This is a genomic window from Nocardioides pyridinolyticus (assembly GCF_054653575.1).
On record NZ_BAAIFY010000020.1, the window covers coordinates 1 to 16,316 of the forward strand.

General features: G+C 72.6%; 16 protein-coding genes. 8 read left to right on the forward strand and 8 right to left on the reverse strand.

Annotated features, from left to right (window positions below):
• Positions 1-1,038: hypothetical protein (locus ACYQ0U_RS16295; protein ID WP_459974776.1), on the reverse strand; the 1,038-nt coding region annotated here is incomplete at its 3' end.
• Between the two features lie 237 nt (positions 1,039-1,275).
• Between ACYQ0U_RS16295 and ACYQ0U_RS16300 the strand changes: the two genes are divergently transcribed.
• Positions 1,276-3,927 (forward strand): hypothetical protein, encoded by a 2,652-nt coding sequence (locus tag ACYQ0U_RS16300; protein WP_459974778.1) that lies wholly within the window; start codon positions 1,276-1,278, stop codon positions 3,925-3,927.
• A 329-nt stretch (positions 3,928-4,256) separates the two neighbouring features.
• On the opposite strand, the gene ACYQ0U_RS16305 is transcribed toward ACYQ0U_RS16300, so the two are convergent.
• On the reverse strand, positions 4,257-5,117 hold the full coding sequence (locus tag ACYQ0U_RS16305) for a hypothetical protein (RefSeq protein WP_459974780.1): 861 nt from the start codon (positions 5,115-5,117) through the stop codon (positions 4,257-4,259).
• Between the two features lie 23 nt (positions 5,118-5,140).
• On the opposite strand from ACYQ0U_RS16305, the gene ACYQ0U_RS16310 reads away from it, so the two are divergent.
• From ACYQ0U_RS16310 to ACYQ0U_RS16330, 5 genes are read left to right on the forward strand one after another with little or no spacing between them, the layout of a single operon-like run.
• Positions 5,141-5,527 (forward strand): (deoxy)nucleoside triphosphate pyrophosphohydrolase, encoded by a 387-nt coding sequence (locus ACYQ0U_RS16310; protein WP_459974783.1) that lies wholly within the window; start codon positions 5,141-5,143, stop codon positions 5,525-5,527.
• Positions 5,528-5,534: 7 nt separating this feature from the next.
• Complete coding sequence (locus ACYQ0U_RS16315; protein ID WP_459974785.1) at positions 5,535-5,837, forward strand: hypothetical protein; 303 nt, start codon at positions 5,535-5,537, stop codon at positions 5,835-5,837.
• Entirely contained in the window at positions 5,834-6,745 is a 912-nt protein-coding gene (mshB, locus tag ACYQ0U_RS16320) for an N-acetyl-1-D-myo-inositol-2-amino-2-deoxy-alpha-D-glucopyranoside deacetylase (protein WP_459974787.1), read from the forward strand. The genes ACYQ0U_RS16315 and mshB overlap by 4 nt, the downstream gene beginning before the upstream one ends.
• A complete protein-coding gene (locus ACYQ0U_RS16325; protein ID WP_459974789.1) occupies positions 6,742-7,062 on the forward strand; it encodes a hypothetical protein in 321 nt (106 codons plus the stop codon). Before mshB ends, ACYQ0U_RS16325 begins: the two co-directional genes overlap by 4 nt.
• A 5-nt stretch (positions 7,063-7,067) precedes the next feature.
• Positions 7,068-8,774 carry a VanW family protein gene (locus tag ACYQ0U_RS16330; protein WP_459974791.1) on the forward strand — a complete coding sequence of 569 codons (1,707 nt, stop codon included), beginning with the start codon at positions 7,068-7,070 and terminating at the stop codon, positions 8,772-8,774.
• 62 nt (positions 8,775-8,836) lie between these two features.
• On the opposite strand, the gene ACYQ0U_RS16335 is transcribed toward ACYQ0U_RS16330, so the two are convergent.
• The 3 genes from ACYQ0U_RS16335 to ACYQ0U_RS16345 are packed head-to-tail and all read right to left on the reverse strand — an operon-like array spanning position 8,837 to position 12,100.
• Complete coding sequence (locus ACYQ0U_RS16335; protein ID WP_459974793.1) at positions 8,837-9,952, reverse strand: sulfite oxidase; 1,116 nt, start codon at positions 9,950-9,952, stop codon at positions 8,837-8,839.
• A 44-nt stretch (positions 9,953-9,996) separates the two neighbouring features.
• Entirely contained in the window at positions 9,997-11,181 is a 1,185-nt protein-coding gene (locus tag ACYQ0U_RS16340; protein ID WP_459974795.1) for an AGE family epimerase/isomerase, read from the reverse strand.
• 4 nt (positions 11,182-11,185) lie between these two features.
• On the reverse strand, positions 11,186-12,100 hold the full coding sequence (locus tag ACYQ0U_RS16345; RefSeq protein ID WP_459974797.1) for a GNAT family N-acetyltransferase: 915 nt from the start codon (positions 12,098-12,100) through the stop codon (positions 11,186-11,188).
• 57 nt (positions 12,101-12,157) lie between these two features.
• On the opposite strand from ACYQ0U_RS16345, the gene fdxA reads away from it, so the two are divergent.
• Positions 12,158-12,484 carry a ferredoxin gene (gene fdxA, locus ACYQ0U_RS16350; protein ID WP_459974799.1) on the forward strand — a complete coding sequence of 109 codons (327 nt, stop codon included), beginning with the start codon at positions 12,158-12,160 and terminating at the stop codon, positions 12,482-12,484.
• Between the two features lie 5 nt (positions 12,485-12,489).
• Positions 12,490-13,608 carry a succinyldiaminopimelate transaminase gene (gene dapC / locus ACYQ0U_RS16355; protein WP_459974801.1) on the forward strand — a complete coding sequence of 373 codons (1,119 nt, stop codon included), beginning with the start codon at positions 12,490-12,492 and terminating at the stop codon, positions 13,606-13,608.
• 425 nt (positions 13,609-14,033) lie between these two features.
• Here the strand turns inward: dapC and ACYQ0U_RS16360 are convergent, their stop codons facing one another.
• From ACYQ0U_RS16360 to dapD, 3 genes are all read right to left on the reverse strand, one after another.
• Entirely contained in the window at positions 14,034-14,213 is a 180-nt protein-coding gene (locus ACYQ0U_RS16360) for a DUF5999 family protein (protein ID WP_459974803.1), read from the reverse strand.
• Between the two features lie 85 nt (positions 14,214-14,298).
• Positions 14,299-15,270 (reverse strand): VldE C-terminal domain-containing protein, encoded by a 972-nt coding sequence (locus ACYQ0U_RS16365; RefSeq protein ID WP_459974805.1) that lies wholly within the window; start codon positions 15,268-15,270, stop codon positions 14,299-14,301.
• Between the two features lie 10 nt (positions 15,271-15,280).
• Positions 15,281-16,225: a 2,3,4,5-tetrahydropyridine-2,6-dicarboxylate N-succinyltransferase gene (gene dapD, locus ACYQ0U_RS16370; protein ID WP_459974807.1), complete on the reverse strand. Its 945-nt coding sequence runs from the start codon at positions 16,223-16,225 to the stop codon at positions 15,281-15,283.
• Between the last annotated feature and the right edge of the window lie 91 nt (positions 16,226-16,316).

The window sequence follows — 16,316 nt, forward strand, 5'->3', positions numbered from 1 at the left end:
GGTCGAGGTGATCATCTCGCCGCCGGCGCGCGCCTGCGAGACCAGCTGGTGGGCCCGGCGGGTGCGCAGGGCGCCGTGCACCCGCTCCCAGGAGTCGTCGGGCAGCCGGACGGCCAGGTCGAAGGAGTCGAGCCGACCGTCGAGTGACTCGCCGCGGCGCAGCGCGCCGACCACGTGGGACTCCAGCCGCGGCAACGCCTCCTCGTCGAAGTGGCCACGGGCGAGCTTGGTCGCGGCGACGGAGGACGCGGCCCGGCGCAGGTACTTGTTGTCGCTGTCGGCCCCGAGCATCCGGAGCGTGAGCGCGGCCGCCGCGGGGTCGGGCACCTCGGTCAGCAGGTTGAGGACCGGTGCGACCACCTGGGTGTCCGGGTCGGTCACGAACTGGCCGACGGCCATGATCAGGTGGCGCCGGGCGTTCTGGTGCCGGATGAAGGCGGCCGCGGCCTCGTAGCGGCGGACGTAGGCGGGGCCGGCGGCGACGCCCAGCTCCTTGACCAGTGTCTGGCACAGCGCGGTCCAGGCCGACTCGCGCAGGAAGACCCGATCGAAGCGGTTGAAGTGGTCGGACAGATGGAGCCAGTCGGCGCCGGTCGCGCCTCCGGACTCGGCGCGGTCGAGGAGCGAGTTGAGCTCGGGCTCCGCGAGCTCGGTGTCGCGCAGCGCGTTCTCGCGCGGCGTGGGCCCGGTGCCGAACGAGCGTCGCAGGCCGCCGGCCACCGCGACCAGGGAGCCCTCGGTCAGCCCCAACACGTCTTCGTAGGTGGACGCCACGCGCGTGGGCAGCGGCTGGAGCCCGGACTCCCAGCGCGAGACGCGCGAGGCGTCCGCCGGGACGCCTCGCGCGCGGAGCGCCGCGATGAACCCGTCGCGACGTGCGAGGTCGGGATCGGGACCGAGCACGCGGGCGACGGTGAGGAGCCAGGCGATCCGCTGCTCGCAGCCGACGACGCCAGTCGGGAGAGGGTGCGGGTCGTCGGGCAGGCGTTGCGGACGTCCACGCCGCCTGGTGGGCGGAGGCGTGTTCTCGACTGACATGAGCCCCCGATCGGTCCGTGCCCCCAGCATCTGTAGAGCATCCGTCGAGCACCTGGGGTCATTTATTGCAGGTTTCTGCGAGCCCTGCAACAACCGCGCCGTGACCTGACCAACCCCCTAACGTTCTGGGCGGCACCCGGGATCCGTGTACGGGTGCTGCACACACGAGGTCTCGGGCCTCATGTTCGGGATCGGGGGGAACCTCCCGGTCCATTCACTCCGGAAGGAAATTTCAGCATGAACAGCAGCGGCATCAAGCGCGGACTGGCCGGCTCGGCCGTCGCCGCGCTGGCGGTGACGGGTCTTCCGTTCCTCGCCTCTTCGGCTTCCGCCGCGTCCGATGACGAGCTCCACTTCGTCTCGGCCGGCCCGACGCGTGACGGCATCACCAACGCCGTCGGTGGCTACGTCACCCTCAAGGCCAAGGGCGTCGTCAGCACGGCGGACGCGCAGGCTCGAATCAAGGCGATCAACACCGACCTCGACGGTACGCCCAACAACGCGAACCAGACTATCGACGTGATCGAGACCGGCATCGTCTGGATTGCCGACGCGGCCAGCAACCCCAACGGTGGTCTCGACGGCTACGACGAGATCCTCGTTCCCGTCGCGGTCGACACGGCCACCACTGGCGCGACCGCGAGCTACGCCCTGTTCCTCGACGACTTCGCGGCGCCTGACACGACCGGTGACGGCGTAGTCCAGTCGACGGAGGCTCGTGTGCAGGTCAAGCAGACCACCTCCGGCGCTCCCGCGTCCCTCACGCTCGACCCGGTGACCCAGACCGCCCCGGCGAACGTGCAGAGCGGCGACTACGTCGGCACCGTGAAGGACTCGGCCGGTCGGACCACGCAGTTCCTCAGCACCGAGTCCGCCACGATCGACCCCGACGCCACGACCCAGGTCCAGAAGGCCGGCGATGCTGAGGGCGCGGCAGACGCTCCCGTGACCATCGCCGCGGCAGACGTCGCTCAGCGGGGCACCTTCTCGTTCAAGGCGCGCAGCTCGACCACGACCCTGCACACCATCCCGGTCGACGGTCCCGGCACCGCCGACGCCACGGCGCAACTCGACGTGGTGACCGCCGCTACTGGCATCACCCAGGGCCAGGTCGACGTCGTGACCGGCGCCGACACGCGCGAGGGCTTCGACGACGCCAACACCGCCGCCGTGACGGTCCGCCCGGACCAGTCGAACATCAAGCTCGACATCAACTCGCTCGCCAACGCCAACTCGACGGTGAGCGTCACCGCGGCCAGCGCTGCTGCTCCGAACAACGTCACCTTCGGTGGCGCTGCGTCCAAGACCTACACCGTCCGCCTCGACGCGCAGGGCAAGGGCTCCATCACGGTTGCTGTCGACGCGGCGTCGATCCAGTCGGGCGACCAGCTCGCGATCGACGGCTCCGGCATCGACATCGATGTCACCTACGCGGCGCCGGCCGTTACGGCCGCCACCGTGGCGACGGACGCGCAGACCTACCTCTCCTCCTTCGGCGGGACGGTCAACCCGACCGTCACGGTGACCGACCAGTACGGCAACCCGGTCACCGGCGTGTACGTCACGGTCGACCGCCGCAACGGTGCCAACGCCGCGGACAGCGAGTCGGCTCGCGTGGGCACCAACGCCGTCGGCAAGGCGTCCTTCGCTCTGACCGACACCTCCACCGGCACTGGTCCGAAGGCCAAGGACGACCTGTTCCTCACGATCTACCCCGGCCAGCTCGGCACCGAGCTCGTGGCGGCCTTCGACGCGGCGGACATCGTCTACTCGCAGGACGGCCGGGGCGAGGACTTCACGGTCACCGCCGACGGCTTCCTGCCGGCGGGTAGCGCGTACGACCCGAACGCCGTCTTCGCCCGCCCGCTGACCGACACGGCCGCGGCGGCGGGCGCGACCACCGACACGATCGACCTGGCTCTCACTGGCGGCACCGCCGGTGCTCCGGTCACCGTGACGGTCAGCAACGGCGCGCTGCTCCTCAAGGGTGCCGAGAACCGTCTGTCGCAGGCCTCCGCCACCGACAGCAGCACCGTCGGGGGTCCGGCGTTCCGCATCGTCGGCACCAAGTCCGGTCTCGTGGACGTCACCGTCACCAGCGGTGGTCGCACCAAGACCTTCCAGGTCTCGGTCCGCTCGCTCGCCCAGGACAACCAGGACGCGGCCGGCGACGCCCGCAACATCTCGCTCGCGGGCCCCGCGTCCGGTAGCGGCGAGGCTGGCGAGGTCGTCAACTTCACGGCCACCGTCACCGACGCGTTCGGCAACCCGGTTCGTGGCGTTGCTGCCAACACCATCCAGACCATCGTCACCGGCGGTGGCCAGGTCATCGGCAACAGCGGTGCGTCTAACTCGCTCGGCCAGATCGTGTTCCAGGTCCAGCTCGGCGAGGCTGCGGACGGCGACGTGGCCCTGCGGGTCACCGGCACCGGTGCGCAGTTCGGTGCGGCGGCGAACCGCCTCGCGGCGACCGACACCACCGACACCGGCACTGGCCTCACGGCTTCGAAGGCCTCGGACGCGGCGACCGTGAACGCGATCAACATCGAGAAGCTCGAGCAGGCTGTCGAGGAGGCGCAGGCCAAGGTCGACGCCGCGCAGGACGCTGTCGACGCCGCCAACGGCGACCTCTCGGTCGCTCAGGCCGAGAGGCGGGTCGCTCAGCAGGCCGTCAAGGCTGCGAAGAAGGACCTGCGTCAGGCCAAGAAGCAGGGCAAGGGCGTCAAGGCCGCCAAGGCTGCCCTCGCCGACGCGAAGGGTGACCGCGCGGTCGCCAACACCAAGGTCAAGGCCGCTCAGGGCAAGGTCAACCGTGCCGAGAACCGCCTCGACGCGGCCCAGGCCCAGCTCGAGGCTGCTGAGCAGGAGCTCGAGGACGCCCAGGGCTGAGCTCGGCCCTGAACGATCCCAGGTGAGGGAGGCCCCCGGAACCGTCCGGGGGCCTCCCGAACCGAAGATCTGACGGCGGGTCGGCTCTCAGGCAGATGAGTGACTGACTGAGGAGTCGGCCCCCTCCGGGGGCGCTGCTCCCGCAACCCCCGAGCACCACAACTGAACCAAGAAGTCGGGACACACAGACGCGGTCCGGGCCATTCTCTGTTTGCCGCTGCGCGAGAATGGTCCGGACCGCCTGTCTCACCCTAGGGCATGCGATTCCCGACGCCCGGCAAGCAAGCGCCACCGACCCCGGTGGCGCTTCTCGCCTGTCTGGACCTCTCTCAGAGGCGGGAACGCTTCACCGAGAGCACCCAGCGGCGGTGCGGGTGCTCGGTGACCGTCCAGAGCCGGTCTTGCCCGGGGTCGTGGGCCAAGTCCTCCGGCCCCATCGGCAGCGCGAGGCGACGCTCGCGGAGCGCACCCTCGCGGCCGCTCCAGAGCGAGCCGGGCGCCCACGGGCCGTGCGAGGCCGTGACGTACCACTGGTCGTCCACGTGGACGGCGCCCTGGGCCCGACGGACGCCGGCGTCGTGCACGACCAGGGGCGCGTCGACCGGGCCGTGGCCCAGGCGGCCGCCCTTGCCTTCGTACTCGCCCACGACGAGGTTCTCCCCGGCCAGCGAGGCGAACGAGAACCGGAAGGGCTCCGAGGGCTCCAGCCGGTGGTGCACGGGCAGCAGGTAGCCGTCCGGGCCGCGCACGATGTCGTCGGTCCGGCAGACCCAGAGACCCTGGCGCGTGGCTGCGACGTAGAGCCGGGTGCCCAGCCACACGATGCCGCCCGCGTGGGCGCGCAGCGGCTCGTGACCGTCCGCGGTCGCCGCGACCAGCTCGACGTGGCGGTAGCGCCGCCGGTGGGTGTCGAGGAAGGACAGCCGCACGCCGCCGTCCTTGGCGTACCAGGTGGTGACCACGTGGCGCCCTCCCGGCGCCACCGAGATGCCCTGGGGCCACCAGCGCGGGTCGGCCCGGTCCGCGCGCTCCCAGGTCCACGCCCGGTGCGGGGTGAGGCAGGGCGCGACGGTACGCCGCAGTCGCCGGTCGAGGTCGACGAGGACCGCCGGGAGGCCGACCCGGCCCCCGTGCCGCGCCGCGAGCGCGTCGATCTCGGTGCCGTGGTCGGGCGTCGGGGTCAGGTGCATCTCCTCAACGGTAGCGTCGCGCCGTGGCCGGTCGGGTGAGCATGGTGGTGGGCGCAGCGATCCTCCGGGACGGGCGGGTCCTCGCCGCCCGGCGCACGTTCCCCGCGGAGGCTGCCGGGCGCTGGGAGCTCCCCGGCGGGAAGGTCGAGCCCGGCGAGATCCCCGCGGACGCGCTCGTGCGCGAGGTCGCCGAAGAGCTCGGCTGTGCGATCGCGGTGACCGGCTGGCTGCCCGGGGAGGTCGCGATCGGGGAGCGGTACGTGTTGAGGGTCGCGGTCGCGGTGCTGCTCGACGGCGAGCCGGATCCCCGCGAGCACGACGAGATCCGCTGGCTGGCCGCCCAGGAGCTCGGCGAGGTCGACTGGCTGGAGCCCGACCGGCCCTTCCTGGCGCACCTCCCCCTGCGATGATGGAGCCGTGCGCGGCATCTTCTTCGACGAGGACCACGCCCGGGCGGCGGTGGCCCGGCTCGTCGCCGACGGGTACGACGCCCACGTCGAGCGCGAACGGCTGGCCGGCGAGGACGACGACGAGGACCACCCCTGGGCGGTGCTGACCGACGCGCCCGACCTCGTGCTCGAGCTGCTCGTCGACGAGTACGACGGCTGGCTGGACGGGGAACACGACGACCACCCGGTCGGTTGGCCCGCTCAGAGCCCCCTTGAGCTCCCGACGCAGCCGCGACGGATCAAGCGACCCACAGAGGACCATCGCCCATGACGTTCGACCAGCGCCTCCTGCTCGTGCACGCCCACCCCGACGACGAGTCGATCGGCCAGGGCGCGACGATGGCGAAGTACGCCGCCGAGGGACGCGGCGTCACGCTCGTGACCTGCACGGCCGGGGAGATGGGCGAGATCCTGGTGCCCGAGCTCGAGCACCTCGCCGCCGACCGCGAGGACCGCCTCGGCGAGCACCGCCGCGAGGAGCTCGCGGCCGCGATGAAGGAGCTCGGCGTCACCGACCACCGGTTCCTCGGCGGCTTCGGCACCTACCGCGACTCCGGCATGAAGTGGCACGAGGACGGCCACGCCGTCGCCGCGGACGACATCCACGCCAATGCCTTCTGGCGGGCCGACCTCACCGAGGCCGCCGACCACCTCGTCGCGGTCATCCGCGAGGTGCGGCCCCAGGTGCTGGTCACCTACGACGAGTTCGGCGGCTACGGCCACCCCGACCACATCCAGGCCCACCGCGTCGCGACGTACGGCGCGGCGCTGGCCGCCGTGCCGTCGTACCGCAAGGACCTCGGCGAGGCCTGGGACATCGCCAAGATCTACTGGGGCGCGATGTCGGAGAGCCGGTTGCGCGCCAGCCTGCGGGCGCTGCGCGAGGCCGGCGACACCACGACGTTCGAGGGCATGGACCCCGACGGACCGCTGCCGCACTTCATCACCGCCGACGAGGACCTCGCGGCCGCGGTCGACGCGACCGCCTACGTCGAGCGCAAGCTCGACGCCATGCGCGCGCACGCCACCCAGATCACCACCGACGGCCCGTTCTTCGCGCTGTCGAACAACCAGGGCAACGTGGTCTGGGGCACGGAGTTCTTCCGCATCGCCAAGGGCGAGCGCGGCCCGGTGGGGGAGGACGGCCTGGAGACCGACCTCTTCGCCGGCCTGGAGTGAGACGGCTCGCCGCGGCGACCGGCCTCCTGGTCGCCGGCGCGGCCACGGCCGTGGCGGCCGTGGCGCTGCACGACCTGGGATGGGGCTTCGCGCTCACCGTCGCGGCCGTCCTGGCCGCGGTCGTCGCGCTGCCGGCGGGGTGGTGGTCGCGGCTGGCGTTCGTCGCCGGCTTCGACGCCGTCCTGGGCTGGCTGGCCGTCCCCCGGCCCGAGGGCGACTACCTCGTCAGCCAGGACTGGCAGGGGTACGGCCTGCTCGCGTTCGGGCTGGTCCTGCTGGTCGGTGCACTGGCGACCCTCCCGCGGAACCTAGGATGACGGCCGTGACCGAGCGCGAGAACGAGGGCGGCAAGGTCGTCCTGCTCATGCTGCTGGGGCTCGCCCTGCTCTGCGGCGGCCTCTACGTGGCGGCGTACCTCGCCGCCGGCGACCAGGTGCCGCGCGGCACCACGGTCGCCGGGGTGGACATCGGCGGGCGCAGCGCGGACGAGGCCGAGAAGGCCCTCCGTGCCGGCCTCGCCGACCGCGAGAACCGCGCGGTCACGGTCACCGACGAGAACGGCACCACGGTCCGGCTCGTCCCCGACGAGGTCGGACTCTCGGTCGACCACGAGGCGTCCGTGGCCGCCGCCGGCGCCGAGCGGAGCTGGAGCCCCGGGCGGCTCTGGGACTACTGGACCGGCGGCGACGACCTCGACGCGGTGATCAACGCCGACGGCGCGCTCGACGCGCTCAGCGAGGACGTCGGCACCCCCGCACGCGACGGTGACATCCGGTTCCGCGACGGCGAGATCGTCGTCGTGGACCCGCGGCCGGGCGAGACGTTCGACTCCGCGGCGGCGTACGCCGCGCTCCAGGACGCCTACCTCTCCGACGACCCCACCGTCGAGCTGGAGAGCGTGGTGGTCGAGCCCGAGATCGGCCAGGACGCCGTCGACGAGGCGCTCGAGACGTTCGCGAACCCGGCCATGTCGGGCCCCGTGTCGCTGGTCTTCGGCGACTCCCCGGTCCAGCTCCAGCCGGAGGACTTCTCGCGGGCGATCGGGATGAAGCCCGAGGCCGGCGAGCTCGTGCCCGATCTCGACGTGAAGGCGCTGGTGAAGCTCGTCGACGCCGGTGTCAGCGACGAGGACCAGCCGGTCGACGCGACGGTCGCCCTGGTCGACGGCGAGCCGAAGGTGATCCCCGCCAGGCCGGGCGTGACCTACGACCCCGAGGACGTCAGCAGCGTCTTCCTCGAGCTGGTGACCCGCGAGGGCGGCGACCGGGAGATGGAGGTCGACGCCACCGTCGCGGAGCCGGAGTTCACCACCGCCGACGCCCGGGCCCTGAAGATCAAGGAGCAGGTCTCGACGTTCACGACGTACTACCCCTACGCGGAGTACCGCAACGTCAACATCGGTCGCGCCGCCGAGATCATCGACGGCACCGTGCTCAAGCCGGGCGACGTGTTCTCGCTCAACGGCATCGTCGGCGAGCGGACGGTCGAGAACGGCTTCACCGAGGGCTTCATCATCAGCGACGGCATCTTCAAGCAGGACCTCGGGGGCGGCGTCTCGCAGATGGCGACCACGACGTTCAACGCCGCGTTCTTCGCGGGCCTGAAGGACATCGAGCACAAGCCGCACTCGTTCTACATCGACCGCTACCCGGTGGGCCGGGAGGCGACGGTCGCCTGGGGCGCGGTCGACCTGCGCTTCGAGAACGACACGCCGTACGGCGTGCTGATCCACGCCACCGTGCAGCCCAGCACGCCGTCCTCGCAGGGCGTCGTCACGGTGTCGATGTACTCGACGAAGTACTGGGACATCACCTCGACCACCTCGGAGCGCTACAACTTCCGCGAGCCCGCGACCCGCACGCTGAGGACGCCCGACTGCTACCCGAACACCGGCTACGCCGGCTTCGACGTCGACGTCACCCGCACCTTCCGCAAGCCCGGCTCGGACGAGGTCGTGAAGACCGAGAGGTTCCACACCTCCTACACACCGTCCGACACCGTCATCTGCAAGCAGCCGCGGAACGGCTGACGGGACCCCGATCAGCTCACCGCCGACCTCGGCTCACCGTCCCCCGCCGAGTCGGCGCTGTTTCATGGTGAATCAGCGCCGGCTCGGCGTCGGAGCGTGCCCGGCGTCGCGGCCGTGGTGCTCGCCGCCGACCTCGGCGGGGACACGATCACCCGGCTGCGCACCGTCGCCCAGAACAGGTAGCCGTCGTCGTTGTCGGGCGCGATGTCGGGCTGGACCCGGCCGAGGCTGTCGGTGGCGCGGGTGACGACCGTGTGGTCGCCGGTGACGGTGGGGATCCAGGGGTGCTCCCACTCGACGCAGCCGGAGACCTCGTTGGGCCCGGTCAGCGACGCCTCGTCCCACGTGCGCCCGCCGTCGACGGAGACCTCCACGAGTCGGATCGACGCCTCGCCGGCCCACGCGCGGCCGCGCAGCACGGTGAGCGCGCCGACCGCGGGCTCGCCGGCCGCGTCGAGGACGCTCTTCACCGGCATCCGGCCGAGCTCGCCGACGGGGCCCTCCCAGCCCGCGCCGTGCATGCGGTACCACCGGGTGTTCCAGGGTGAGTCGACCCGCGTGGTCGTCACCCGCAGCTCGCCGAGCCACTTGATGCTCGCGATGCCGACCCAGCCCGGCACGACCAGGCGCACCGGGTGGCCGTGCTCGCGGGGGAGCGGCTCGCCGTTCATCTGCCACGCCACCAGCACGTCGTCCAGCGCCTTGGCGATCGGCATGGGGCGGCGCACGTGGCCCCAGTCGACGCCGTCGTCGACGTAGGTGTCGTCGAGGCCGACGCCCATCACCTGCACCGCGTCGTCGCGCAGGCCGGCGTGCCGCAGCACCGTCCGCAGGGGTACGCCGGTCCAGCTGGCCACGCCGATCGCGCCCAGGCCCCACGGGGTGCCGGGCCGGGGCGTGCCCTGCTGCTCGGCGAACAGCGCCCGCCCGTTGCCGGTGCACTCGACCGCGCGCTCGTAGGTCTCGGTGGTGAACGCCTGGAGGCCCTCCAGCGAGTAGACCCGGTCGCGGAGCACCCCGTCACCGCTGACCAGGAGCCGCCACGCTCGGGCGTCGATCCGGGGCGCGGTGGTGTGGTTGCGCACGTAGAACCGGTCGTTCGGGGTCAGGCGCGGCACGTCCTCGTCCCAGACGGTCTCGGAGTCGGTGCCGTGCCGGACGGTGTGGCTGGGCAACATGGACAAACCATACTGAAGAACTCGGGATAGGTGAGGACGTCCCGTCAGGTGTCGAGCAGTCCCGCCGCGAGCGCCCGGGCGAAGGCGGGCGACGCCGGCAGCCGAGGGACGAGCGTGGCCTGGAACGCGTGGTACACGTCCGGCTTCCCTGACCAGGTGCCTGCGCCGGGGCGGTTGTCCGGCCGCAGCTCGTGGTGCCACGAGCCGTGCTCCCGGTCGACGAGGTGGCGCTCGGCGTACCCCCACCAGTGCGCGTGGCAGACGGCGTACACGGGGTCGCCGGTCGCGCGGTGCAGCGTGGCCGCCGCCGCGAGGGCCTCGGTGACCACCCAGTGCATCCGCTGGCGCACGACCGGCGTTCCGTCCCAGTCGACGGTGTAGACGAAGCCCTCGGCGCCGTCGACCGCCCAGCCCTCGCGCACGCCGGCGTCGAACAGCGACCGCGCGTCGTCGAGCATCCACGCCGGCGCGTCCACGCCGAGCGCCTCGCGCAGCGACAGCGTCAGCCGGCTCCACTCGAACCAGTGGCCGACGGTCGCGCCGTAGGGACGGAACGGGTGGGCGGGCTCGTCGCGGTTGTAGGAGGGCAGCGGGTTCCAGTCGGCGTCGAAGTGCTCGGGGATCCGCCATCGGTTCGCGCGCGCGAATCCGTGCACGACCCGGGTCAGGATCCGCGACGCCCGCTCGAGGTCGCCGACCGCGAGCAGTGCCTCGACCGTGTGCATGTTGGCGTTCACGCCGCGATAGCCGTCCAGCGACGTCCACGCCTGGTCCCACTCCTCGACGACCATGCCGGCGTCCTCGTCCCAGAACCGGCGGTCGAGCACGTCCAGCGCGTCGGCGAGCAGCGCGTCGGCGCCGGGCCGGCCGGCGATCGCGGCCGAGGACGCCGCCAGCACCACGAAGGCGTGCTCGTACGCCGTCTTCGACCGCGTCACCGGCCCGCCGGCGTCGACCGCGGCCCACCAGCCGCCGTGCTCGTGGTCGCGCAGCCGCCCGGCGAGCGAGGCGACGCCGTGGTCGACGAGGTCGGCGGCGTACGGGCGGCCCATCAGGTGGGCCAGCGCGAAGACGTGCGTCATCCGGCAGGAGATCCACAGCTCCACGGGCCGGTCGAGCTCGGGCCGGCCGTCCTCGGACAGCCAGGCGAAGCCGCCGTCGGGGTGCACCGACGCCCGGGCGAACTCCAGCAGCCGGTCGCCCTCCGCCTCGAGGTCCGCGCGGTCCACGGGGTCAGCCTAGGGCGAGGTAGCGGTAGGCGTGGTGGGTGCTGAAGCCGAGCTGCTCGTAGAGCGCGAGCGCCGGAGTGTTGTCGCCGAGCACCTGGAGGTACGCCGTGGTCGCGCCGCGCTCGGCGCCCCACTCGAGCAGCGCCGCCATCACCGCCATGCCGAGGCCCTGACGGCGGTGCGCCGGGTCGACCTCGATGCCGCGGAACCCGATCCAGTCGTCGGCGTACGCCGCCACGCCGCGCGCGCGGTCGCCGATCCGGACCGTCACCAGGTCGCCCCGCTCGTCGTAGCCCGCGTCGTCGGGGACGGTCAGGCCGCGGAGCGCCCGGGATACACCGGCGATCTGGAACAGCGTGTCGGCATCCTGGCTCTCCAGGCCCCAGCCGTGGGAGCGGAACAGCGCGTCCTCGTCGGAGTCGGGCAGCACGGCCGCGATCGGGCGGCCGGTGCGGGCGGCGTAGAACTCGACCACCCGCGCGTAGTCGCCGTCGGCGCCGGAGGGTCCCAGGGCCAGCACCGAGTTGGCCCGGCGCGCGGTGGAGGTGGGGGAGTGCCGCAGGATCCAGTCGCCGAGCGGCTCGGTCTCCAGGTCCGGCCACAGCGCGAGCGCCCGGCGCTGCGCCTCGGCGGGGGAGACCCGGTGCCGCGACGGCGGCCGCGGCGGGACGGGCTTGCCGGAGACGATGTCGGCGACGGCGATCGCGAGCGTCGTCCCGTCCTCGCGCCGCAGCACGCAGGTCCCGTCGGCCCAGGAGAGGCAGACGCCGAGGGCGTCGGTGAGGGCCGGTCCGCCACTCGGCCCGGTCTCGCCGCGCAGCACCCGGCGCACCACGATCCGCTGGCCCACCACGTGGGGGCCGAGCATGTGCTGGTGGAGGGCCTGGTTCACATACTGGGGGTCTGCCGCCTCGGCCACACCCGGGATACTAGGCTGTGGTCGAGCACCTGCTCTCGTGAGTATCAGGAGGAATCGGTGACCTACGTCATCTCCCAGCCGTGCGTGGACCTCAAGGACCGGGCCTGCGTGGACGAGTGCCCGGTCGACTGCATCTACGAGGGCAAGCGGATGCTCTACATCCACCCCGACGAGTGCGTCGACTGCGGTGCGTGCGAGCCCGTCTGCCCGGTCGAGGCCATCTTCTACGAGGACGACACCCCGGAGCAGTGGAAGGGCTTCTACGACGCCAACGTCCACTTCTTCGACGACCTCGGCTCGCCCGGTGGCGCCGCCAAGATGGGCGAGATCGACCACGACCACCCGATGGTCGCCGCGCTGCCCCCGCAGGAACAGGACCACTGAGCCTGTTGTCCGGGAGCCCGTTGGTCGGCAGCCCGGTCTCCGGGCGGCTCCCGGACTTCCCGTGGGACCACCTGCTCGAGCACGGTGAGCGGGCCCGGTCGCACCCCGACGGGATCGTCGACCTCTCCGTCGGCACGCCCGTCGATCCCACGCCGGAGGTCGTGCAGGAGGCGCTGCGCGCTGCCGCGGACTCGCCGGGCTACCCGCTGACGATCGGCCGGGCGGAGACGCGCCAGGCCGCGATCGACTGGCTGGCGCGCCGCCACGGCGTCACCGGTCTCTCGCTGGGCGCGGTGCTGCCCGTGATCGGCTCCAAGGAGCTGATCGCCTCGATGCCGGGGCACCTCGGCATCGGCGCGGGCGACCTCATCGCCTACCCCGAGCTCGCCTACCCGACGTACGAGGTCGGCGCCGCGCTGGCCGGCGCCCGCGCGGTCGCCACCGACTCGCTGACCGCGCTCGGCCCGGAGCGGCCGGCGCTGCTCTGGCTGAACTCGCCCTCGAACCCGTCCGGCAGGGTGCTGCCCGTCGAGCACCTGCGCAAGGTCGTCGACTGGTGCCGCGAGCGCGGCACGATCCTGGTCTCCGACGAGTGCTACATCGAGTGCGCGTGGGAGGCCGAGCCGGTCTCGGTGCTGCACCCCGACGTCTGCGGCGGCAGCCACGACGGCATCCTCGTCGTCCACTCGCTCTCCAAGCGCTCCAACCTGGCGGGCTACCGCTGCGCGTTCGTCGCCGGTGACGCCGCCCTGGTCGGCGAGCTGCTCGCCGTGCGCAAGAACCTCGGGCTCCAGATGCCCGGCCCGCAGCAGGTCGCCATGCAGGCCGCGCTCGCGGACGACGCGCACGTGGTCGAGCAGCACGCCCGGTACGCCGCCCGTCGCGCCAAGCTGCGCGAGGCGCTCCAGTCCGCGGGGTTCCGCATCGACCACTCCGAGGCCTCCCTCTACCTCTGGGCGACCCGCGACGAGGACTGCTGGGACACCGTCTCCTGGCTCGCCGAGCGCGGCATCCTCGTCGCCCCCGGCGGCTTCTACGGCTCCGCCGGCAACCGCCACGTCCGCGTCGCGTTCACCGCGACCGACGAGCGCGTCGAGGCGGCCGTCAGCCGGCTCGCGGGCTGACGCCGAGGCGACTGGTCGTCGGGTCGGATCAGCACCTCCGGCTCGACGCGCAGACCGGGCGCGTGGAGCGCGATCGCAGGCAACGAGCACTTGCGGCCGGTGCCGGTGCCGGCGCCGGCGCTGGTGCCGGCGCAATTGCGCGGCAGGGGCGACTCGGGCGCGGTTCGGGCTGCGCTTGCGGCGCAATTGCGCGGAAAGGGCGACCCGGGCGCGGTCCCGGCTGCGCTTGCGGCGCAATTGCGCCGGTTGAACGCATTGGCCGCCTCCCCGCGGGCGACCCGGCTCACGCCGGGCCGGCGGCCACGGCCGGTGCGAGCGCGGCGCAGCGCGCGGTCGACCTCGGCGCGTGACGTCAGGCGGACGAGGCTCGACCGGGTCGCGACGCCCCCGAGGACGGTGAGGGCATCGACGACCGGCTGCACGCGTCAGGCGCTGAGCAGCAGGTGGTCGGCGCCGTCGGGCGTCAGGTAGTGGCCGTCGTCGAACAGCACGATCCCGTTGCAGAGCCGGCACCAGCCCTGGTCGGGCAGGTGGTCGTCGACCACGTGGGCGCTGCAGCAGTCGGTCGCGTCGATCTCGGGACAGCCGGGGGTGTGGGTGCACATGTCGGGCCTCCTCTCCCCGAAAGTCTTGCCGGGGGAGGTACGCCGAAACGGTGGTCTGGTCCGCCTGTGGAGAACGCCGGGTGGCTCAGACGAACACGTCGACGTGGACGTGGTCGCGGTGCTCCAGGATCGCCCGGTCACCGGCCCGGTCGGGCGCGTCGTAGTCGCGCCAGCCGTCGCCGGACCGCGAGCCCGAGGTCCAGATCCGGCCGTCGAAGATCACCGTCCTGATCGAGAGCCGGTCGGCCATCGCGACGAGGTACTGCGCCATCGCCCACCCGCGGATCTTGTTCTCGGCGTTGATCGGCCGGACGAACACGTCGACGGCGCGGCCCTCGTAGTGCGCCGAGCCCTCGATGTGGCCCGTGCTGACGCCGCCGGGCTCGAAGCCCCCCATCGGCGGGTCGGCGAACAGCTCGTCGATCTCCTGCCGGACGACGTCGGCGCGCCGGGTGAGACCGGAGTCGGTCAGCCGGTCACGCTCCGGCGCGGGCTCGCCGCCGATCCGGCAGCTGAACGCGTGCGGCGAGTTGCCCGTCAGCGCGGAGGCGAGCACGCGCGCGTCCGCCTCGTGGTCGGCGTACGCCTCCGGGAAGCCGGACCGTTGGACCCGCTGCGCCGCGTCGGTGACCTCCATCGACTCATAGCCCTCGACCTCGGCCAGCTCGTCGTAGAAGGCGTTGGTGGCGTACCACGGGTCGGTCACCTGCTCGAACGTCCCCCAGCCCTGGGACGGCCGCTGCTGGAACAGCCCGGCCGAGTCGCGGTCGCCGTGCTCGAGGTTGTAGAGCTTCGACTCCTGGTACGCCGTCGCGAGCGCGATCGTCGCGGCGCGGGCCGGCAGCCCGCGACCGACGGAGACCGCCGCGATCAGCGCGGCGTTCTCGGCCTGCTCGACGTCGAGCTCGACGGTCCGCCCGCCGACGGTGGCGGTGCACTCGTCGCTGCTGAGGAACGGCGCGACGTCGTCGAGCAGGCTCGAGACGCCGTAGCCGACAGCGGCGGCGACGCCGACACCGGCGAGCGCCAGCACGGCGACACCGGTGCGGATCCTCATGGGGCCATTGTCAGTTGGCGTGCAAAACCGAGTTCAGCGCGACGCCGTCGCTCTGCCACGGGACGGCCTCGATGGCGCCGGTGACCGAGTTGCGGCGGAACAGCACGTTGTCGGCACCGGAGAGCTCCAGCGCCTTGACCACGCGCGGCTTGCCGTCCATGTCGGTCACGGTGACCTTGGTGCCGGCGGTGACGTAGCAGCCGGCCTCGACGACGCAGTCGTCGCCGAGGGAGATGCCGATGCCGGCGTTCGCGCCGAGCAGGCAGCGGCGGCCGATGGAGATGACCTCCTTGCCGCCGCCGGAGAGCGTCCCCATGATCGACGCGCCGCCGCCGACGTCCGAGCCGTCGCCGACCACGACGCCGGCGGAGATCCGGCCCTCCACCATGGAGGCGCCGAGCGTGCCGGCGTTGAAGTTGACGAAGCCCTCGTGCATGACCGTGGTGCCCTCGGCGAGGTGGGCGCCGAGCCGGACCCGGTCGCCGTCGGCGATCCGCACGCCGGACGGCAGGACGTAGTCGACCATCCGCGGGAACTTGTCGACGCCGAAGACGGTGACGTGGCGGCCGTTCGCGCGCAGCTTCGCGCGCACGGACTCGAAGCCCTCGACCGCGCAGGGGCCGGCGCTGGTCCACACGACGTTGGTCAGGAGCCCGAAGACGCCGTCCATGCTGATCGAGTGTGGCGTCGCCAGCCGCGAGGAGAGCAGGTGCAGGCGCAGCCAGACGTCCTCGGTGGTGGCCGGTGCGGCCTGGAGGTCGGCGATCTCCACCAGCAGCACGTCGCGTGTGACACCGCGGTCGGTGTCGGTGCCCTGGAGCGAGCTCAGCTCGGACGGCGGGACGGCGTCGGCCGGCTTCTCGCCGAGCGTGGGCTCGGGGAACCACACGTCGAGGACGGTCCCGTTGCCGTCGATGGTCGCGAGCCCGAAGCCCCAGGCCTTCTGTTCAGTCACGGGAGCACAGCCTAGTTGGCTGGTACGGCGGCCCACGCGCCCGTCCAGCCCGAGAGCGGCTGTACGCTTGCGACACAGGCGTTCGAGCCGT